The organism is Pseudomonas sp. SAR267 (genome assembly GCF_052077595.1).
Taxonomy (GTDB): domain Bacteria; phylum Pseudomonadota; class Gammaproteobacteria; order Pseudomonadales; family Pseudomonadaceae; genus Aquipseudomonas; species Aquipseudomonas vlassakiae.
In genome coordinates this window covers 3007330-3027544 of sequence record NZ_JBQIHU010000001.1, presented here as the reverse complement: position 1 = coordinate 3027544, position 20215 = coordinate 3007330, and the positions used below count along the sequence as shown (strand labels likewise).

18 protein-coding genes are annotated in these 20215 nt (G+C 61.3%); 11 read left to right on the top strand and 7 right to left on the bottom strand.

The features are described 5' to 3' along the window. The first annotated feature begins 22 nt into the window (after positions 1 to 22). Both trkA and ACTORR_RS14555 read left to right on the top strand, forming a co-directional pair. Positions 23 to 1396 (top strand): Trk system potassium transporter TrkA, encoded by a 1374-nt coding sequence (gene trkA / locus ACTORR_RS14560; protein ID WP_054884418.1) that lies wholly within the window; start codon positions 23 to 25, stop codon positions 1394 to 1396. 11 nt (positions 1397 to 1407) lie between these two features. After that, positions 1408 to 1716, top strand: a complete 309-nt coding sequence (locus tag ACTORR_RS14555) for a tetratricopeptide repeat protein (RefSeq protein WP_054884419.1) — start codon at positions 1408 to 1410, stop codon at positions 1714 to 1716. 124 nt (positions 1717 to 1840) lie between these two features. Here ACTORR_RS14555 and ACTORR_RS14550 read toward each other — a convergent pair whose 3' ends face one another. After that, positions 1841 to 2728 carry a lysophospholipid acyltransferase gene (locus ACTORR_RS14550; protein ID WP_054884420.1) on the bottom strand — a complete coding sequence of 296 codons (888 nt, stop codon included), beginning with the start codon at positions 2726 to 2728 and terminating at the stop codon, positions 1841 to 1843. 40 nt (positions 2729 to 2768) lie between these two features. Next, positions 2769 to 3320: a DNA-3-methyladenine glycosylase I gene (locus ACTORR_RS14545; RefSeq protein ID WP_313364640.1), complete on the bottom strand. Its 552-nt coding sequence runs from the start codon at positions 3318 to 3320 to the stop codon at positions 2769 to 2771. 83 nt (positions 3321 to 3403) lie between these two features. On the opposite strand from ACTORR_RS14545, the gene glyQ reads away from it, so the two are divergent. The 4 genes from glyQ to ACTORR_RS14525 all read left to right on the top strand — a co-directional run bounded on the left by glyQ (position 3404) and on the right by ACTORR_RS14525 (position 7764). Then, positions 3404 to 4351 (top strand): glycine--tRNA ligase subunit alpha, encoded by a 948-nt coding sequence (gene glyQ / locus ACTORR_RS14540; protein WP_003253126.1) that lies wholly within the window; start codon positions 3404 to 3406, stop codon positions 4349 to 4351. Continuing rightward, positions 4348 to 6399 carry a glycine--tRNA ligase subunit beta gene (gene glyS / locus ACTORR_RS14535; RefSeq protein WP_054884422.1) on the top strand — a complete coding sequence of 684 codons (2052 nt, stop codon included), beginning with the start codon at positions 4348 to 4350 and terminating at the stop codon, positions 6397 to 6399. Before glyQ ends, glyS begins: the two co-directional genes overlap by 4 nt. Before the next feature lie 3 nt (positions 6400 to 6402). Continuing rightward, on the top strand, positions 6403 to 6930 hold the full coding sequence (gmhB, locus tag ACTORR_RS14530) for a D-glycero-beta-D-manno-heptose 1,7-bisphosphate 7-phosphatase (protein ID WP_054884423.1): 528 nt from the start codon (positions 6403 to 6405) through the stop codon (positions 6928 to 6930). A 63-nt stretch (positions 6931 to 6993) separates the two neighbouring features. After that, the gene (locus ACTORR_RS14525) at positions 6994 to 7764 is read left to right on the top strand and encodes a lysophospholipid acyltransferase family protein (protein WP_054884424.1); all 771 of its coding nucleotides are present in this window, start codon (positions 6994 to 6996) and stop codon (positions 7762 to 7764) included. 177 nt (positions 7765 to 7941) lie between these two features. On the opposite strand, the gene ACTORR_RS14520 is transcribed toward ACTORR_RS14525, so the two are convergent. After that, on the bottom strand, positions 7942 to 9561 hold the full coding sequence (locus ACTORR_RS14520; RefSeq protein WP_054884425.1) for an MFS transporter: 1620 nt from the start codon (positions 9559 to 9561) through the stop codon (positions 7942 to 7944). 96 nt (positions 9562 to 9657) lie between these two features. Next, entirely contained in the window at positions 9658 to 11304 is a 1647-nt protein-coding gene (locus ACTORR_RS14515; protein WP_313364641.1) for a GMC family oxidoreductase, read from the bottom strand. Between the two features lie 219 nt (positions 11305 to 11523). Between ACTORR_RS14515 and ACTORR_RS14510 the strand changes: the two genes are divergently transcribed. Beyond that, positions 11524 to 12411, top strand: a complete 888-nt coding sequence (locus ACTORR_RS14510; RefSeq protein WP_054884427.1) for a LysR family transcriptional regulator — start codon at positions 11524 to 11526, stop codon at positions 12409 to 12411. On the opposite strand, the gene ACTORR_RS14505 is transcribed toward ACTORR_RS14510, so the two are convergent. From ACTORR_RS14505 to ACTORR_RS14495, 3 genes are read right to left on the bottom strand one after another with little or no spacing between them, the layout of a single operon-like run. Further along, positions 12400 to 13218: a sulfite exporter TauE/SafE family protein gene (locus ACTORR_RS14505; RefSeq protein WP_313364642.1), complete on the bottom strand. Its 819-nt coding sequence runs from the start codon at positions 13216 to 13218 to the stop codon at positions 12400 to 12402. The genes ACTORR_RS14510 and ACTORR_RS14505 overlap by 12 nt on opposite strands. Further along, complete coding sequence (locus ACTORR_RS14500) at positions 13215 to 14471, bottom strand: NAD(P)/FAD-dependent oxidoreductase (RefSeq protein WP_249342222.1); 1257 nt, start codon at positions 14469 to 14471, stop codon at positions 13215 to 13217. The genes ACTORR_RS14505 and ACTORR_RS14500 overlap by 4 nt, the downstream gene beginning before the upstream one ends. A gap of 40 nt (positions 14472 to 14511) precedes the next feature. Then, the gene (locus ACTORR_RS14495) at positions 14512 to 15396 is read right to left on the bottom strand and encodes an MBL fold metallo-hydrolase (protein WP_054884430.1); all 885 of its coding nucleotides are present in this window, start codon (positions 15394 to 15396) and stop codon (positions 14512 to 14514) included. 223 nt (positions 15397 to 15619) lie between these two features. Between ACTORR_RS14495 and ACTORR_RS14490 the strand changes: the two genes are divergently transcribed. The 4 genes from ACTORR_RS14490 (at position 15620) to ACTORR_RS14475 (ending at position 20057) form a co-directional block, all read left to right on the top strand. Continuing rightward, on the top strand, positions 15620 to 16909 hold the full coding sequence (locus ACTORR_RS14490; RefSeq protein WP_313364643.1) for a sigma-54 interaction domain-containing protein: 1290 nt from the start codon (positions 15620 to 15622) through the stop codon (positions 16907 to 16909). A gap of 126 nt (positions 16910 to 17035) precedes the next feature. Then, positions 17036 to 17440 (top strand): RcnB family protein, encoded by a 405-nt coding sequence (locus tag ACTORR_RS14485; RefSeq protein WP_099815200.1) that lies wholly within the window; start codon positions 17036 to 17038, stop codon positions 17438 to 17440. 736 nt (positions 17441 to 18176) lie between these two features. Beyond that, positions 18177 to 18578: a hypothetical protein gene (locus ACTORR_RS14480; RefSeq protein ID WP_153428583.1), complete on the top strand. Its 402-nt coding sequence runs from the start codon at positions 18177 to 18179 to the stop codon at positions 18576 to 18578. A gap of 51 nt (positions 18579 to 18629) precedes the next feature. Beyond that, positions 18630 to 20057, top strand: a complete 1428-nt coding sequence (locus ACTORR_RS14475; protein ID WP_196997244.1) for a hypothetical protein — start codon at positions 18630 to 18632, stop codon at positions 20055 to 20057. The last annotated feature ends 158 nt before the right edge of the window (positions 20058 to 20215 follow it).

Here is a 20215-nt window from a genome sequence, read left to right as displayed (position 1 = left end):
CACACAGGGTAGGGAGTAGCGGATGAAGATCATCATCCTCGGCGCAGGGCAGGTGGGCGGCACGCTGGCTGAACACCTGGCCAGCGAAGCCAACGACATCACCGTGGTCGACACCGATGGCGACCGCTTGCGTGACCTCGGCGACCGTCTGGACATCCGTACCGTGCAGGGCCGCGGTTCGCTGCCGACGGTGCTGCGCCAGGCCGGTGCCGACGACGCCGACATGCTGGTGGCAGTGACCAACAGCGACGAAACCAACATGGTCGCCTGCCAGGTGGCCTACACGCTGTTCCACACCCCGACCAAGATCGCCCGGGTGCGCGAGTCGGCCTACCTGACCCGCGAAGAACTGTTCGACAACGACCATATCCCGGTCGATGTGCTGATCAGCCCCGAGCAGGTAGTGACCAACTACATCAAGCGCCTGATCGAACACCCAGGCTCGCTGCAGGTGATCGACTTCGCCGAAGGCAAGGCCCAGCTGGTGGCGGTGAAGGCCTATTACGGCGGCCCGCTGGTGGGCCAGCAGCTGCGCCAGATCCGCGCGCACATGCCCAACGTCGATACCCGCGTGGCGGCGATCTTCCGTCGCGACCGGCCGATTACCCCAAGGGGCGACACGGTGATCGAAGCCGATGACGAAGTGTTCTTCATCGCCGCGAAGAAGGACATCCGCGCCGTGATGGGCGAGCTGCGCCGCATCGACGAGACCAACAAACGCATTGTCATCGCTGGCGGCGGGCAGATCGGCGAGCGCCTGGCCGAAGCCATCGAGAGCCGCTACCAGGTGAAGATCATCGAGATGAGCGCGGCACGCTGCCGGCACCTCTCCGATACCCTGGAAAGCACCGTGGTGCTGCAGGGCAGCGCCTCGGACAAGGACCTGATGCTCGAAGAGAACATCGCCGACGCCGATATCTTCCTGGCCCTGACCAACGACGACGAGGCCAACATCATGTCGTCGCTGCTGGCCAAGCGCCTTGGCGCGGGCAAGGTCATGACCATCATCAACAACCCGGCCTATGTCGACCTGGTGCAGGGTGGCGAAATCGACATCGCCATCAGCCCGCAGCTGGCCACCATCGGCACCTTGCTGGCGCACGTGCGACGCGGCGATATCGTCAGCGTGCACTCGCTGCGCCGCGGTGCGGCCGAGGCCATCGAGGCGGTGGCGCACGGCGATTCTAAGTCGAGCAAGGTGGTCGGCAAGGCTGTGGAAAACATCACCTTGCCCCCGGGTACTACCATCGGTGCCATCATCCGCGACGAGGAAGTGCTGATCGCCCATGACGACACGGTGATCGAGTCAGGTGACCATGTGATCCTGTTCGTTGTGGATAAAAAGCACATTCGGGATGTAGAGAAGCTGTTCCACGTCGGCTTGAGTTTCTTCTAGGAGAAGACGGCATGCGTGAATCGCTGGAGAAGATGCTGGCCAAGGGTGTGGATAACCCGCTGCTGAGGTTTGGCCTGGGCAAGGCCTGGCTGGATGAGGGCCATGGCGCGGAGGCGGCGCTGCACCTGGCACGGTGTGTGGAGCAGGATCCGAAGTATTCGGCGGCGTGGAAGCTGTTGGGGAAGGCGTATCAGCTGGTCGGTGACCTGGCAGCGGCGCGCAAGGCCTGGGAAGACGGGATCGTGGCGGCTCAGGCCCATGGTGACAAACAGGCCGAGAAAGAGATGACCGTATTCCTGAAGAAATTGAACAAGGTCTGACATTGCCGGGGCTGCTTTGCAGCCCTTTCGCGACGCAAGGCCGCTCCCACAAAGGTCCTGCGTACACCGGTCAATGTGGGAGCGGCCTTGTGTCGCGAAAGGGGCACAAAGTGCCCCCAGGGTCTCAATACCAGCGCGGCTCGCCAGCCGGGCGCTTCTTGAAGCGCTTCATGCTCCACATGTACTGGCTCGGGTACTCGCGCACATAGCGCTCGACCACCTTGCTCATGGCCGCCGCCGACACGTTCACGTCGGTGCTGTACATCTCTTCCGGGGCAGCCTCCAGGAACACCTTGAAGCCCGATCCGTCCGGCAGCCGCAGCGCATGCAGGAATACCCCAACCGCCTTGCCACCGGCCAGCATGTTCGGCACGAACTTGCTGGTCAGCGCCTGGGTCCCCAGGAACGGCACGAAAACACCAGCCGACTCGGCCGGCTCCGGGTCGGCAGGAATACCCACTTGCCCACCGCGACGCACCTCCTTGATCACGCTGAGGATGCCTTCCTTGGTCGAAGGTGCCACGCGGTTGCCCATCTGCACACGCTGCTCGCGCAGTAGATCATCCACCGCCTTGAGCTTCGGTGGCCGGTAGAAGATGATCGGTTTGCACTGGTTGCAGTAGAAGTGGTTGAGCACTTCCCAGTTGCCGAGGTGGCTGGTGATGCCGACCACGCCCTTGCCCGAGGCCAGGGCCTGCTCCAGCACTTCCAGCCCGTGCACTTCCTTGACCAGCTCAAGCGAACGCTGCGGCGGCCAGATCCAGGCGCAGGCACTTTCGACAAAGGATTTACCGATATCCTTCAGCGCACGGCCGACCAACTGCTCGCGCTCGACCGGATCCATCTCCGGGAAGCACTTGGCCAGGTTGATGCGCACTACATTGCGCGAGCCGTTGGGAATTTTCCACATCAGCCAGCCGATACCGGCGCCAACGCGCTGCACAGCGCCCCAGGGCAGCTTGGCAAACAGACGCAGCACCCCGACCATCAGGGCGCCCTTGAACTTTTCCACAGGCAATTCCTTATTTCAGCAAGGCGCGCATTGTAACCCTTCAGCGCGACAAGGCGGCGTAGCGATCGCAATCGGTAGTGTGGTCCATGACCATGCCGGTGGCCTGCATGAAGGCGTAGCAGATGGTCGGGCCGACGAAGGTGAAGCCCGCTTTCTGCAGGGCCTTGCTCATGGCCTTGGCTTCGTCGGTGACCGCTGGCACGTCGCCACGGCCCTGGAAGTGGTTGATCTTCGGCTTGCCGCCAACGAACGACCACAACCACTGGGCAGGGTTATCCACAGCCAGCCAGGCCTGCGCGTTACGCCGCGCAGCCTTGAGCTTGAGACGGTTACGGATGATACCGGCGTCCAGCATCAGTGCTTCGATGCGTTCGTCGCTCATAGCCGCCAGCTTCACCGGATCGAAGCCATGCATCACCTCGCGATAACGCTCGCGTTTACGCAAAACGGTTATCCACGAAAGCCCCGCCTGGAACCCTTCGAGCAAAAGCATCTCGAACAGCAGCGCCGGGTCACGCTGTGGCGTTCCCCACTCCTGGTCGTGGTAGGCCTGGTACAACGGATCGTCGGTACACCAAAAGCAGCGTGGCATAAGGCTCCAATGAGTAGAGGGCGAGGCGAATCAGGTTATACTCCCGCTCTTTACATCCGCATCCCCAGATACAGGTGAATTTCGTGAGCCAGCCTACGCCAGCCGTGCGTACCTTCCAAGACCTGATCCTCGCCCTGCAAAACTACTGGGCGGCTCAAGGTTGTGTGGTGCTTCAGCCCTACGATATGGAAGTAGGCGCCGGCACATTCCACACCGCTACATTCCTGCGCGCCGTGGGTCCAGAAACCTGGAACGCGGCCTATGTGCAGCCTAGCCGTCGCCCTGCCGACGGGCGGTATGGCGAAAACCCCAACCGCCTGCAGCACTACTACCAGTTCCAGGTGGTCCTCAAGCCGAACCCGGCCAACTTCCAGGAGCTGTACCTCGGCTCGCTGAAGGCCATTGGCCTGGACCCGCTGGTCCACGACATTCGCTTCGTCGAAGACAACTGGGAGTCGCCGACCCTGGGCGCCTGGGGCCTGGGCTGGGAAATCTGGCTGAACGGCATGGAAGTCACCCAGTTCACCTACTTCCAGCAGGTAGGTGGCATCGAGTGCTACCCGGTCACCGGTGAAATCACCTACGGCCTCGAGCGCCTGGCCATGTACATCCAGGGCGTCGACTCGGTCTACGACCTGGTGTGGGCCGACGGCCCGTTCGGCAAGGTCACCTACGGCGACGTGTTCCACCAGAACGAGGTGGAGCAGTCGACCTACAACTTCGAACATGCCAACGTCGACAAGCTGTTCGAGCTGTTCGACTTCTATGAAAGCGAAGCCAACCGCCTGATCAAGCTGGAGCTGCCGCTGCCGACCTATGAAATGGTCCTGAAGGCCTCGCACACCTTCAACCTGCTGGACGCCCGCCGCGCCATCTCGGTAACCGAGCGCCAGCGTTACATCCTGCGTGTACGTACCCTGGCCCGGGACGTGGCGCAAAGCTATCTGCAAGCTCGCGCACGCCTGGGCTTCCCGATGGCCACCCCTGAACTGCGTGACGAAGTGTTGGCGAAGCTGGAGGCTGCACAATGAGTGCTCAAGATTTCCTGGTAGAACTGGGCACCGAAGAGCTGCCACCGAAAGCCCTGGCCAGCCTCGGCGACGCCTTCCTGGCCGGCATCGAAAAAGGTCTGCAGGCCGCTGGCCTGAACTACACCGGCAAGCAGGTGTACGCCGCACCACGCCGTCTGGCCGTGCTGATCCGCCAGCTCGACGTGCAGCAGCCTGACCGCAGCATCAACATCGACGGCCCGCCCATGCAGGCGGCCTTCAAAGACGGCGAGCCGACCCAGGCTGCCTTGGGCTTTGCCAAGAAGTGCGGCGTAGAGCTGGCCGAAATCGACCAGAGCGGCGCCAAGCTGCGCTTCTCCCAGCACATCCCAGGCAAGGCCACCGCCAGCCTGCTGCCGACCATCGTCGAGGATTCGCTCAACGACCTGCCGATCCCCAAGCGCATGCGCTGGGCCGCCAGCCGTGAAGAGTTCGTGCGCCCGACCCAGTGGCTGGTGATGCTGCTCGGCGACCAGGTGGTCGACTGCACCATCCTGTCGCAGAAGGCCGGCCGTGAATCCCGTGGCCACCGCTTCCACCACCCACAGAACGTGGTCATCACCACGCCGGCCAACTACGTCGAAGACCTGCGCAAAGCTTATGTGCTGGCCGACTTCGCCGAGCGCCGCGAGCTGATCAGCAAGCGCACCGCCGAGCTTGCCATGCAACAGGAAGGCAGCGCCATCGTGCCTCCAGCGCTGCTGGACGAAGTGACTGCCCTGGTCGAGTGGCCGGTACCGCTGGTGTGCTCGTTCGAGGAGCGTTTCCTCGAAGTGCCGCAAGAAGCCCTGATCACCACCATGCAGGACAACCAGAAGTATTTCTGCCTGCTGGACAGCGAAGGCAAGCTGCTGCCGCGCTTCATCACCGTGGCCAACGTCGAGAGCCGTGACCCCAGGCAGATCGTGCAGGGTAACGAGAAGGTCGTGCGCCCGCGCCTGACCGACGCCGAGTTCTTCTTCAAGCAAGACAAGAAGCAGCCGCTGGAAACCTTCAACGAGCGCCTCAAGAACGTGGTGTTCCAGGCACAACTGGGCACGGTCTACGACAAGGCCGAACGCGTTTCCAGGCTGGCAGCCTTCATCGCCCCGCTGATCGGCGGCAACGCCCAGCGCGCTGGCCGTGCCGGCTTGCTGTCGAAGTGCGACCTGGCCACCGAGATGGTCGGCGAATTCCCTGAAATGCAGGGGGTTGCCGGCTACTACTACGCGCTCAACGACGGTGAGCCGGAAGACGTTGCCCTGGCCCTGAACGAACAGTACATGCCGCGCGGTGCTGGCGCCGAGCTGCCGCAGACCCTCACCGGTGCTGCGGTGGCCATCGCCGACAAGCTCGACACCCTGGTCGGCATCTTCGGCATCGGCATGCTCCCCACCGGCAGCAAGGACCCGTACGCCTTGCGTCGTGCCGCCCTGGGCGTGCTGCGCATCCTGATCGAGAAGCAGCTGGACCTGGACCTGACCGCTGCGGTCGAGTTCGCGGTCAAGCAGTTCGGTGCCAAGGTCAAGGCCGCTGGCCTGGCCGACCAGGTACTGGAGTTCATTTTCGATCGCCTGCGTGCACGCTATGAAGACGAAGGCATCGACGTTGCCACCTACCTGTCGGTACGTGCCCTGAAGCCGGCTTCGGCCTTGGACTTCGACCAGCGCGTGCAGGCTGTGCAGGCCTTCCGCAAACTGCCGGAAGCCGAAGCCCTGGCCGCGGTGAACAAGCGCGTGTCGAACCTGCTGAGCAAGGCCGAAGGCGCGATCGCCGACCAGGTCGAGCCGAAATACTTCGACAACGCCAACGAGTTCTCCCTGTACTCGGCCATCCAGCAGGCCGACCAGGCCGTGCAACCAATGGCAGCTGCCCGCCAGTACAGCGAATCGCTGGCCCGTCTGGCGGCCCTGCGTGACCCGGTCGACGCTTTCTTCGAGGCGGTGATGGTGAATGCCGAAGACGCCAAGGTACGTGCCAACCGTTATGCCCTGCTCAGCCGCCTGCGCGGCCTGTTCCTGGGCGTGGCCGACATTTCGCTGCTGGGGTAAGCCTTGAAACTGCTGATTCTCGATCGTGACGGGGTAATAAACTACGACTCCGACGCCTACATCAAGACGCTGGAAGAGTGGATCCCGATCCCTGGCTCGGTCGAGGCCATCGCGCAGTTGAGCAAGGCGGGCTGGACGGTGGCTGTGGCCACCAACCAGTCCGGCATCGCCCGAGGCTACTACCCGCTGGCTACCCTCGAGGCCATGCATGCGCGCTTGCGCGAGCTGGTGGCCGAGCAGGGCGGCGAAGTCGGCCATATCGTGTATTGCCCGCACGGGCCTGACGAAGGCTGCGATTGCCGCAAGCCCAAGCCAGGCATGCTGCGGGCGATCGCCGAGCATTACCAGACGGGCCTTGAAAGCGTCTGGTTCGTCGGCGACAGCAAAGGTGACCTGGAGGCCGCCCTGGCCGTCGGTGCACAACCCGTGCTGGTGAAAACCGGCAAGGGCGAGCGGACCCTGGAAAAAGGCGTCCCGGAAACTACACTGATTTTCGACGATCTGGCAGCCATCGCCAGAGAACTAATTTAAACAGTGCGCCCCCAGGGGCGCATTTTTCCTAGGCGGGCACGCCCCGCAACGGTACTTGCCACTATGTCGATCCTGCAGGCGATCAGAATCGTTCTTTTTTACCTGCTGCTGGGCACCAGTTCGCTGCTGTGGTGCTCGCTGAGCTTTTTCGTCGCGCCGTTCCTGTCGTTCCCCAAGCGCTACACGTTCATCAACGTGTACTGGTGCCGTTGCGCACTGTTCCTGGTGCGCACCATCCTTGGTATCGACTACAAGGTCACAGGTGCCGAGAACGTACCGGATGAGCCCTGCGTGATCCTGTCCAATCACCAGAGCACCTGGGAAACCTTCTTCCTTTCCCAGTACTTTTCGCCGCTGAGCCAGGTGCTCAAGCGCGAGCTGCTGTATGTACCCTTCTTTGGTTGGGCCATGGCCATGCTGCGGCCCATCGCGATCAACCGCGACAACCCCAAGGAGGCACTGCGTCAGGTGGCCAGCAAGGGTGACGAGTTGCTCAAGCAGAAAACCTGGGTGCTGATCTTCCCGGAAGGTACCCGTGTACCGTTCGGTACCGTGGGCAAATTCTCCCGAGGCGGCACCGCGCTGGCGGTGAATGCTGGCTTGCCAGTGCTGCCGATTGCCCATAACGCTGGCAAATTCTGGCCGAAGACTGGCTGGGGCAAGCGCTCAGGCACCATCGAGGTAGTGATCGGCAAGCCGATGTACGCCGAGGGCTCCGGGCCGCGGGCCATTGCCGAGCTCAACGACCGTGCCGCCGCGTGGAACGAAGCTACCCAGCGGGCCATGGGATCGCTGCCGCCAGTGGATGAAAAACCGCAAGAGCAGATGGCTTGACGATCTGTGGATAACTTGTGAGCAATTTTTTGACCGAGTGCCCGGATTCAACGCTAAGTATATGAATTAGCTATTTATTTCGGCGCATGACAATTTTCTGAAAAACGTGCATAAGTTTTTCCATGGCATAAGAAAACCGGCTTTTACAGCCGGTTTTTTTATGGCTCGGTGATAGCGTCAGACTTTGTCGATATCCACGTCCTTGGTTTCTTTCAAGCAGAACATCCCCACTACCAAGCTGATGCCGGTCACCAGCACCGGATACCACAATCCATAGAAGATATCCCCGGTATACACCACCAATGCGAACGACACGGTGGGCAGGAAGCCACCGAACCAGCCGTTGCCGATGTGGTAGGGCAGCGACATCGAGGTGTAGCGGATACGGGTCGGGAACAGCTCGACCATCACCGCCGCCAGCGGACCGTAGGTCATGGTCGCGATCAGGATCATTGCCACGATCAGCACCACCACCATCACCTGGTTGACTTGCCCCGGCTCGGCCTTGGCCGGGTAGCCCGCCTGCGCGATCGCCGTGCGCATGGCCGTTTCGTCGAAGCCGTTGATGGTCTTGTCGCCAATGTTCACCACCACATCACTGCCGGCCACGTTCACCGAGCTGTATGGCAGGCCCTGCTTGACCAGGAAGGTTTTGACCTTGTCGCAGGGGCTGTCGAAACGTGCCTTGCCAACCGGGTCGAACTGGAAGGTGCAGCCTTGCGGGTCAGCGGTCACCACGATAGGGGCCTGGCGGCTGGCGGCGTCGATCTGTGGGTTGGCGTAGTGGCTCAGGGCCTTGAACAACGGGAAGTACAGCACGGTGGCCAGCAGCAGGCCGAGCATCAGGATCGGTTTGCGCCCGATGCGGTCGGAAAGCCAACCGAAGAACACGAAGAACGGTGCGCCGATCACCACGCTGATGATCAGCAGGGTATTGGCCTGGGCAGGGTCCATCTTGAGCATCTGGGTCATGAAGAACAGCACATAGAACTGCGCCGTGTAGAAGGTCACAGCTTGCCCGGCATTGATGCTGAACAGCGCGGTAAGCACGACTTTCAGGTTGGGCCAGGAGGTGAACGACTCGCGGATCGGTGACTTGCTGACCTTGCCCTGGGCCTTCATTTTCACGAAGGCCGGCGACTCGTGCATGCTCATGCGGATCCAGGTGGATATCCCCAACAGGATGATCGACAGCAGGAACGGCAGGCGCCAGCCCCAGGTTTCGAACTGGTCACCACTGATGTAACGGCTGCCAAGCACCACCAGCAATGACAGCAGCAAGCCCAGGGTCGCGGTCGACTGGATGAAACCGGTATGGAAGCCACGTTTGCCGGGTGGCGCGTGCTCGGCCACGTAAGTGGCGGCACCACCGTATTCACCGCCCAGCGCCAGCCCCTGGAGCATGCGCAGGATCACCAGGATGATCGGTGCCGCGATGCCAATGCTGGCGTAGGTGGGCAACAGGCCAACAGCGAACGTCGACAGGCCCATCAGCACGATGGTCACCAGGAAGGTGTACTTGCGCCCGATCATGTCACCCAGGCGGCCGAACACCAACGCACCAAACGGCCGCACCAGGAAGCCAGCGGCAAACGCCATGAGGGCAAAGATGAAGGCCGTGGTGTCGTTGACCCCAGCAAAGAACTGCTTGCTGATAACGGCGGCCAAGGCCCCATAGAGAAAAAAGTCATACCACTCGAAAACTGTCCCGAGGGATGACGCGAAAATGATCTTGCGTTCTTCACGACGGCTGGAGGTGCTCGCCGTCGCACCCTGCTCTTGGATGTAATCCGACATCGTTGCTGTCCTCGGCCCGCAGGCCACAGTGATTATTCTTGTTGTTCCACTGTCGGCAGCTTGTGACCGCGAGCTGCCGGTGTTGCATGCTCCCGGTCAGGGGGTCGGTATGGCGTCTTCGTTCAGGTAAGTCTGGGTTGCCGCTCCTTTGAGGATCAGTTGCGCCGCCTTCTCGGCGATCATCAGGGTGGGGGAACAGGTATTGCCGGAAGTGATTTGCGGCATGATCGAGGCGTCGGCCACGCGCAAGCCAGGTATGCCGTGCACGCGCAGCTGGTTATCCACGACGTCCAGGTCGCTGTTGCCCATGCGGCAGGTGCCGACGGGGTGGAAGATGGTGGTGCCGATCTTGCCGGCCGCCTCGAACAGTTCTTCCTCGGTTTGCAGCGTCGGGCCTGGCAGATACTCCTGGGGATCGAAAACGGCGAGGGCGGGGGCATGGACGATACGCCGAGTCAGGCGAATGGCATCGACGGCAACGCGCAGGTCCTGGGGGGCGCTCAAGTAGTTGGGGTCGATCCGCGGCGCACTGTTCATGTCTGCACTGCGGATATCTATGCGCCCCCGGCTGGCCGGGCGCAGGTTGCACACCGAAGCGGTGAACGCCGGGAACTGATGCAGAGGCTCGCCGAAACGCTCCAGAGATAGCGGCTGCACGTGATACTGCAGGTTCGGTGTGGCCTGCTCCGGGCTCGAACGTACGAAGGCACCCAGTTGGCTGGGCGCCATGGCCAGCGGACCACTGCGGTCGTAGAGATAGCGCAGGCCCATGCCCAGCTTGCCCCACAGGCTGTTGGCCATCTGGTTGAGGGTGCGCGTATTGCGGATCTGGTAGATCAGCCGCAGCTGCAGATGATCCTGCAGGTTGCCGCCAACGCCGGGCATGTCGTGGCGTACGCCGATGCCCAGGCTTTCGAGCAGCTTGCGCGGGCCAATGCCGGACCGCTGGAGAATACCGGGCGAGCCCACCGCGCCAGCACAGAGGATGATCTCGCGACGCGCAGCAAACTCATGCCAGGTGCCCTGCCACTGCGCCTTGACCGCACGGGCACGGGTGTTGTTCAACAGCACCTGGTCAACCTGCACGCCGGTCAGCACGGTGAGGTTGGGGCGGTCTTTGATCGGCCGCAGAAAAGCCTTGGCGGCGTTCCAGCGCACACCGCTGCGCTGATTGACCTGAAAGTACCCACAACCCTGGTTGTCGCCAGTATTGAAGTCATCGACCTTGCCGATGCCACTCTGCTCGGCTGCATCACGGAAGGCATCGAGGATCGGCCAGTTGTAGCGTTGGCGCTCGACTCGCCATTCACCCTCGGCGCCATGGTGCTCGCTGGCACCGGCAAAGTGGTTCTCACTGGCCTTGAACAACGGCAGTACGTCGTTCCAGGCCCAGCCTTCGTTGCCTTGTGCAGCCCAAAGGTCGTAATCAGCGGCCTGGCCGCGCATGTAGATCATACCGTTGATCGAAGAACAGCCGCCGAGCACCTTGCCCCGTGGATAGCCCAGCGCGCGGCCGCCCAAACCGGGCTGTGCTTCGGTCTTGAAGCACCAGTCGGTACGCGGGTTGCCGATGCAGTAGAGGTAACCGACGGGGATGTGAATCCAGGGATAGTTGTCGCGACCACCGGCTTCGAGCAGCAGCACGCGGCTGGAAGGATCAGCGGACAAACGATTGGCCAGCAGGCAGCCGGCGGGGCCAGCGCCTACGACCACGTAGTCGAAGACAGAATCGGCTGATGGCATGTGCAACCTCGCGCCTGATTTTTATTCTTGTTCCGATCCATCTTAGTGAGTAATTTCGCCATGGAAACACGAGATTTCACGCAGCCGCTGTGCGTTTTAGCACAGCGGTAAGTCTGTACTGGCCTCTTCGCGGCTAAAGCCGCTCCCCCAGGGATAGCGTTGTCTGCGGGAGCGGCTTCAGCCGGGAAGGGGCCGGAACGAACATCCACAAGGATCAGCATGTTCGACTGGAACGATCTGCGGTTTTTCCTCGAGTTGCAGCGCAGTGGCCGCCTGCTCAGCGCGGCCAAGCGCCTCAATACCACCCACAGCACGGTGGCCCGGCATATCGAAAGCATCGAGAAGAGCCTGGGCACGCCACTGTTCGTGCAGCATGCCCAAGGCTATGAACTGACCCCGTCGGGCCAGGCGCTGCTCAAGCACGCCGAAGCCATGGAGAACGTTGCCCTGCTGGCGCAGGAAGAAATCACCCAGGCCATCACCCCGCTGGGCAAGATTCGCCTGGGGGTCACCGAAGGCATCGGCATCATGTTCTTCACCCCGCGCATGAGCGAGCTGTTCGCCCGCTATCCGGGGCTGGAGGTAGAACTGGTGGCGGTACCGCGCTTCGTCAGCATCCTCAACCGCGAAGCGGAGATCAGCATCCATCTGGAGCGCCCCAACGCCGACCTGCTGATCACCCGCAAGCTCACCGACTACCGCCTGGCGCTGTACGCCAGCCAGAGCTACCTGGACCGGGCACCGCCTCTGCGTAACCGCGAGGACCTGGCGCGGCATAGCTGGATCGGCTATGTCGACGACTTGCTGTTCAGCCAGGAACTGCTGTTTCTCAACAGCTTCTGCCGTGCACCGAACGTGGCCTTCCGCAGTACCAGTGTCATCGCCCAGCAAACCGCCGCACGCGCAGGGCTGGGCATCGCTGTGCTGCCCAACTACATGGCTCGCCATGACCCGACGCTGGTTCGCGTGCTGCCCAGCGAGACCATCCAGCGCAGCTACTGGATCTGTACCCGCCGCGAGTTGCACAAGTCGGTGCGCCTGCGGGTGGTGTGGGACTACCTGCTGGCGCTGTGCGCGGCGGAACAGGACGAGCTGCTAGCCCAATAGCGCCTTGCCAGCCAGCAGCACGGCCGCCAGCCAACCGGCGACAGCGAACATCTGCTGCAGGCGAGGCCCGGCGATCCTGGCCGCCAGTGGCCGAGCCAGCAACAGGCCGATCACCGCCCCAATGGCAAAAGGTGCGCCAATCCGCCAATGCATCACACCGGCCAGGCTGGCGCTGGCCACGCTCCCCGTGGAAACCAGCGCGATGACGGCCAGGGAGGTCGAGACGATGCTCTTCATGCGCAGGTTGGTGTAGCGGTTCAAGGCGGGGATGATCACAAAGCCGCCGCCTACTCCCAACAGGCCGGACAGCAAGCCGGACATGGCCCCGGTAAATGCCAGGGCGCGTGCGCAAGGTAGCGTCCAGCGCAAGCGCCCCTGCAACGGGTTCAGCACGCAAGGCTCGATGTAGCGATGGGCTTCACTGCCTTCGCCGCGCAGCTCTTTGGCTGCCTTGCGCCAGATGCGCAGGCAGGCATGGATCAGCACGGCAGCGAACACCAGCGCCAAGGGTGTATTGGGCAAGCGGTGGGCCAGCATCAGGCCGAACGGTGCCGCTGCGATACCGATCAAGGCGATGAAGAGGGCGGCGCGATAACGCACCAGCCCTTCGCGCAAGCCGAGTACCGCACCCACCGCCGCCGCAAGCCCCACGGCGAGCAGCCCGATAGGTGCCGCTTCGACCATCGACAGGCCCAGCCCGAACACCAGCAGCGGCACCGCCAGGATGCCACCACCGGCGCCGGTCAGCGCCAGCACCGCTCCGATGATCGCGCCCAGGCCAGCGCCCAGCAGTTGATGTTCGATCACTGTGCGGCCTCGGTGTCCAACGGTTGCGGGCGCGCCAGCCATTCTCGGCCTTTGAGCATGCCCTGCCAATACAGCGGCGGCAGTACGCGTGCCTTGAGCAGCCAGGCCAGGCGTGTCGGCTGGCGCCCATCGAGCAGCCAGCGGGGAAAGCTCGGAGCGACCTTGCCGCCATAGGTGAATTCGGCCAGGACGATCTTGCCGCGCTCGACGGTCAGCGGGCAGGAACCATAGCCGTCGTACTGCGCCAGGGCAGGGAGACGGCCCAGCGCTACCAGCACGTTGTTGGCTACCACTGGCGCCTGCTTGCGCGCCGCTGCGGCAGTCTTGGCATTGCTGGTGTTGGCCACATCGCCCAGTGCGTGGATGTTGGCGAACAGGCGGTGGCGCAAGGTATGCGGATCGACATCGACCCATCCGGCTGGATCGGCCAAGGGGCTCTGGCGGATAAAGTCCGGGGCAACCTGTGGCGGTACCACATGCAACAGGTCGAAGGATTCGGCACGGGTTTCAGTGCTACCGTCGGCCAGTGTACGCACGAAGGTGGCACGCTGATTGGGCCCATCCACGGCCACCAGCCGGTGGCTGTAATTAAGGTCCACGCCGTACTTGTCGATGTAGGCCATCAACGCTGGCACATAATCGGGAACGCCGAACAGCACTGCACCGGCATTGAAGAAACTGGCTTTCACGTCGCCCAGCCGTCCACTGCGCAGCCAATGGTCGCACGACAGGTAGAGGGCCTTTTGCGGCGCGCCAGCGCACTTGATCGGCATCGGCGGCTGGGTGAACAGTGCACGGCCTTGCTTGAGCTTTTGCACCAGCTCCCAGGTGTAAGGTGCCAGGTCGTAGCGGTAGTTGGAGGTGACACCGTTGCGGCCAAGGGTTTCGCTGAGCCCGTCGATTGCCTCCCAGTCGAGCTTGAGGCCAGGGCAGACCACCAGCTGTTCATAACTGATGGCGCGGCCTCCCTCCAGGGTGACCAACTGGGCAGATGGGTCGAAGCCCTGGACGCGCGCCTTGATCCAGCGCACGCCGCGCGGGATGGCCGAGGCCATGGTGCGGGCGGTGCTCGGCGCACTGAAGACGCCAGCGCCGACCATAGTCCAGCCTGGCTGGTAGTAGTGCACGTCGGCAGGGTCGATCAGGGCGATGTCCAGTGACGGGTCACGGGCGATCAGGCTGGAAGCAGTGGCGATACCGGCGGCACCGGCACCGACGATGACCACCTTGTGGTGGTCGGCATTGGCAGGCATGGCAGTCAATCCTGGAATTTCTGGTAATGGGGCAGGGCAGTCAAAGCTTGTTCAGCGGGATCTTCAGGTAGCTCACACCGTTTTCCTCAGGCTCCGGGAGCTGGCCGCTGCGCATGTTGACCTGCACCGAAGGCAGGATCAGCACGGGCATGTCGAGGGTCTTGTCGCGGGCTTCGCGCATGGCTACGAAGCTGTCCTCATCAATGCCTTGGTGGATGTGGATATTGCTGGCGCGCTGCTCGGCCACCGTGGTGACGTAGCGCATCTCGCGCCCGCCTGGCAGATAGTCGTGGCACATGAACAGCAGCGTCTGGTCGGGGAACGCCAGCAACCGACGGATCGAGCGGTACAGCGTGCGCGCATCGGCGCCGGGGAAGTCACAGCGGGCCGTGCCGTAGTCAGGCATGAACAGGGTATCGCCGACGAACACCACCGTCTCACCCGCGTCCACGACCATGTAACTGAGGCATGCCGGTGTATGCCCGGGGGTATGCAACGCACGAGCATGCAGGTTGCCGATGCAGAAGCCCTCTTCATCTTCGAAGAGCACATCGAACTGGCTACCATCACGGGCGAAGCCAGGCTCGGCGTTGAACAGCGCGCCAAAGACTTTCTGCACCTGGGTGATGTGCGCACCGATGGCGGTATGGCCGCCAAGCTTGCCCTTGAGGTAAGCCGCCGCCGAGAGGTGGTCGGCATGCACGTGGGTTTCCAGTACCCACTGCACGGTGGCCTTGAGCTCTGTCACCCGGTCGATCAGGCGATCCGCCGAAGCGGTGCAAGTGCGCCCGGACTTGGGGTCGTAGTCCAGCACGCTGTCGATCAGTGCGCACTGGAGGGTTTCACGGTCCATGACCAGGTAGCTGATGGTCGAGGTCGCCTCGTCGTAGAAGGCTTCCACGTGAAGGTTGTTGCCGATGATCATCACGTTCTCCAAATGGTCTGCCTCAGCTTGTACGGGCGCAGGCAGTGGGAGGAGGATTATCAAGATGCATGCCAGGCGCTCTTGCACATCCGGGCCCATGAACACGGTCCCTTGATCACCGCTGTACGTGCCGGTGGCAGTACCTTTGGCAGTCGACTGTCAGCCAATGGCAGTGTTTGGCAGTCCTTGTTACCCTGCGCCAGGTTATCCAATCGGTGCCGTCATGCCTGAATCTCATCCACTCATCCTAGCCCTGGTTTCCTACCTTGAGCACGATGCCGTGCCTGCCATCGTCCTGGACACCGGCTACAACATCCTTGCGGCCAACGCGGCCTATCGGCGGCAGTTCGGTCGAAACGAACAGGCCCCGCTGGGTGAGAAATGCCACCGGGTGTCGCATCACTACGCTGTACCGTGTGACCAGGCCGGTGAGCACTGCCCGATGCGCAAGGCGTGGGACAGCAAAGTGCCGGAGCGAGTGCTGCATATTCATCACACGCCGCGTGGCCCTGAGCATGTGGATGTAGAGTTGCGGCCGATCCTCGATGAGCAGGGCAGGGTGGTGGCTTTCGTCGAGCGGCTGACCAGCATCACCCTGGCCTCCGCACAACCTCAGGAACAAGGGCTGGTCGGGCGGGCGCCTGCTTTCAAAACCGCGTTGGCCAGCCTTCAGCGTGCGGCTCCTGCGCAGATTCCGGTGCTGCTGCAGGGCGAGTCGGGTACCGGGAAGGAGCTGTTTGCCCGCGCTATTCACATGGGTAGCCCACGGGCTAATGGTCCGCTGGTAGTCGTCGACTGTACCGGCCTGACCGAGTCGCTGTTCGAAAGCGAGCTGTTCGGCTACGAGAAGGGGGCATTCACCGGCGCCAATCAGCGCAAGATCGGCTTGGCCGAGGCCGCCCATGGCGGCACATTGTTCCTCGACGAAATCGGCGAAGTGCCGTTGGCGATGCAGGTCAAACTGCTGCGCCTGATCGAGTCCGGGAGCTTCCGCCCGGTTGGCAGCCTGCGCACCGTGCATTCGGATTTCCGTCTGGTTTCGGCGACCCATAAGCCGCTGAAGAAAATGGTGGCTGAGGGGACGTTCCGAGAAGACCTGTATTATCGCATCAGCGGTTTCCCCATCCGCTTGCCTGCGTTGCGCGAGCGCGTGGAGGATTTACCGCTGCTGGCCGAGAGTCTGCTGCAACGCATGACTGGCAAGCCGACACCGAGCCTGACCGAGGCGGCGCTGAAGCAACTCAAGCTGCATGCCTTCCCCGGAAACATTCGCGAGTTGCGCAACATCCTGGAAAGGGCTCGGTTGTTTGCCGATGACGGGCTGATCCGACCCGAGCACCTCCCTGAAGAGGTCGGGCGACAGCAGGCAGTGGCCATGCGCAGAGGGCGAAACGATCTAGGTGATCTCGCGCACGCACTGGAGCAGTTCCAGGGATCACGCAGCGAGCTGGCCCGTCACCTTGGCATCAGCGAGCGAACCCTCTATCGCCGCTTGAAAGCGCTTGGTTTGTAGTCCGTAGACCTTTACCGGACCTTTACCTCTGCCCTGACATCAAGCGGAAAAGTTTGTGGTCTGATCAGGTAACCGCACCAGGCAGACCGTTTACCTGCCGGGCGTTAACAGTCAGAGGTTCCGCAAATGAACAAAGCCCTAACCGTACTCTGCGCCGCACTTGTGCTCAGCACACCCTTGGCCAGTTTTGCTCAACCAGGGCCGGACCACCATGACGGTGGTCCATCCCATCAGGGCTCCCCGTCACATGGCCAACCCGAGCGGCATGACCGTCATGACAACGGTCACTACCCGGCCTACCACAACCCGAACTTCCGACCTGAAGCCGGCATGCCGATGCCGCATCAGCAATGGCATCGTGGCTATGTGGTGGAACCTCGTTATCGCACAGACCGCTACTGGGTGACCGACTGGCGTGCGCGCCATCTGTACGCGCCACCTCGTGATCACCGCTGGTTGTACGTGAACGGGGACTATGTGCTGGTGGCGATCGCCTCAGGCGTGGTCGTCAGCGTTCTCTCCGGCTACTGAGTCTCACAGAAACAACAAAGCCCGCGTCAGCGGGCTTTGTTGTTTCTGGCGATCTACACCGGATGTAGGTTCACAAAATAGGTGATAGGCCAGACCCCGTGAAATTGGAATCTTCGCCATTTTTTTTGTGAAATGAAGGGGTGCTTTTCACAGAAAAGCCGAGAAATCCCTACTCACCAATCACAAAAGTTGATTGGCCTGGAAAGGGCCGTTTACGACCGACGCGTGACTTTTCGGTAAGGGATGAGGAGTAGTCGCAGCGATCCTTTAGCTCCTAGTCTGGCGACCTTGGGTTCAGAATCCGACTGGCAATGCCCGCCGTCACTACTTCAGAGGAACCAGCTTCCTCTGCTGCCAAAATTGCGGGGGCTCATGCTGGTACCCAGGCCCGACAAATGCGCAGTTGCAGCCCTCAATTGCAAGGCTATCCAAAGCGGCACGCGTGTCAATCAAGATCTGATGCATGACGATGGCCGGCCTCACGGAGGTGAAACCGGAGATTCAGAATGACTAAACCGACCCCGTAGACACCAACCTCCACGAAGGCCGCTATCGACCCAAAGCTGTCCTTCAAGAAAGGCAGCTAACGGCGAGAAGCGGTCATTTTGTATCTACAGGTTTCGGGGCGATTCACTCGTCTGATGCTCAGGAGCACCAGGATGGGCGTCAAGGAGGTGGTCATCTTGAGGTGGACTATGCTGACCAGTTGCTCTCAAATCTAATCGTGAGGTCCTCCATGGCAAACCCCAATCTGCTGGCTCTATTCAGAGATGAAGTCCTTCTGACCGGGCCTGAAAGCTCCCTACCTAGCAACCTATCTCAGTTCTGGCTTGAGGAGCTCCAGAATCATCTGGAGAGGTATTTCGACGGTTTGAACTCGGAGTCAGATGCAGAAGAGAAGGATCTCGACATCTCCCTCCCACTCGCAGCGATCATCCACATCTTGTTCGCAAAAAATGGTGGGGAGGAGATATCCGAGAGCTCTGAAAAGCTGTACGAGTATTTCCAAGACTACCGGCTCGAACTGGCCCTTGAAGAGATCACGCGAAAGACTCATGTGGCTGCCGAGGCTGCAACCATTGAGACCATCTTCACCAACCGAGACGTCCTGGTGGAGCAAAGCCCCCTTCTTCAATAGGTACCTCCACCGATGCCATCGCCGGCGGGCACGCTCCGAGGCATTGATGGAATGCATTTTGACGACTGCCGAGATCAGCGAATGAAAGAAATTGCTGCGCCGATGTTCGATCTAATCGCTTTGTCGCTTCCACGAGGGTTGGGGTTTGGGGACAGCCCGCCAGTAGGGGCATGGCTTAGTGAGGACGGAATTTCTTGTGCCGCTCTAACCCGAAATATCAATTCCGGCAGCTTCGGAATTGTCACCTTGCGGCGTCGTGTCGATAGCGTGTGGGTGCTCCTCAGCCATGGTGAGTGCACCACTGGCGAGTCCGAAGCCCGCGCCTCAATCAGCCATTTTCTCTATACCCAAGCCCATCCGCTTCCACTCCCTTCAGGTGAACGACGACGTGCTCCTCTAAGCAGAATGGGTAAGCGCACACCAAGCGTGGTGTTCAAATCACTATTTGATCCAAGCCGCCGTATTGGGGCGTGGGCGCTGAATCAACTGTATCTCGCACTGCCATCCCCAGACAGAAATTGGGTTCCCGATTGCCAGACTGAGAATTTTCACACCCGCCTCTGGGAAGCCCACCTATTAGCGATTTTTCGTGAACAGGGACTCTTGGTCACCCAGCCTAAAGAATCACCCGATTTTCACATCGAGAATAGGCTGGGAGATGAGGCCTGGGTTGAAGCAGTGACAGCCAACCCGGAAGAGCGGTATGAGCATTTTGGCGCCTCGCCGGTCCCCCCACCCGCTGACCGACATGAGCGTTTCTTAGGAGCGGCTGCAGAAAGGTTTGCGAGGACCATCCAAAACAAATTGGACAAGCGTTACGAATCCCTACCGCACGTGGAGGGTAAGCCGCTCATTCTGGCCTTAGCCGATTTCCATGCGCCCAGTTCAATGCTGTGGAGCAGGGAGTCGCTCATCAGCTATCTCTATGGCTTTGCAGTTCACTCATCTGCGCATCGTGGTACGCACCTGATAACTGTGGAGGAAGAGACATCTCTGCTATCAGGGCGCCCCAACGGCCTATTTACGCTAATGGAAAATGCCCATCTTTCAGCGGTCATTTTCACCAATGCCTGCACAGTGCCAAAGCTCAGCCGAGTGCCGATCTCAGGTGGAGCTCATCTAGACGGGTACCGATACTTGCGGTTTGGTGAGTTTTTCGACCGTTCTCCGGGAGCATCACGAGGTATCCCATTTCTGTTGGATGTAGCGTCCAGCGACTACGGTCAGCTCTGGCCGCAATATGGCTACGAGCCGTGGTCTGCTGAAGTGGAGGTATTCCATAACCCTATGGCACTATACCCGGTGCCTAATGAGTTGATACCAGAAGTCACCCACTGGAGAGAAGTAAACGGAAGAGTCGAGTGCGAATCTTTCTTTGATGTATCCATACTCCGATCCAGAACACTCGTCCTCAGTGCAAACGCTAAGGTTCCGTCACTCGATGAGTTGCTGACAGCAGCCAGTCCTCCAGAGCTCTGACGGCGGCGGGGTGGCCGCATCGTTGCCACGCAGGTAGATGAGAATTTCTCAGCAAGCTACCCAGCCAGGGGAAGGACATGAGATCCCCTGCGCAATTCAGGACCGTTGAAGCGTCACCTCTCTTCGGGTAAAAGCATGACCGTCATACAACGCTACAA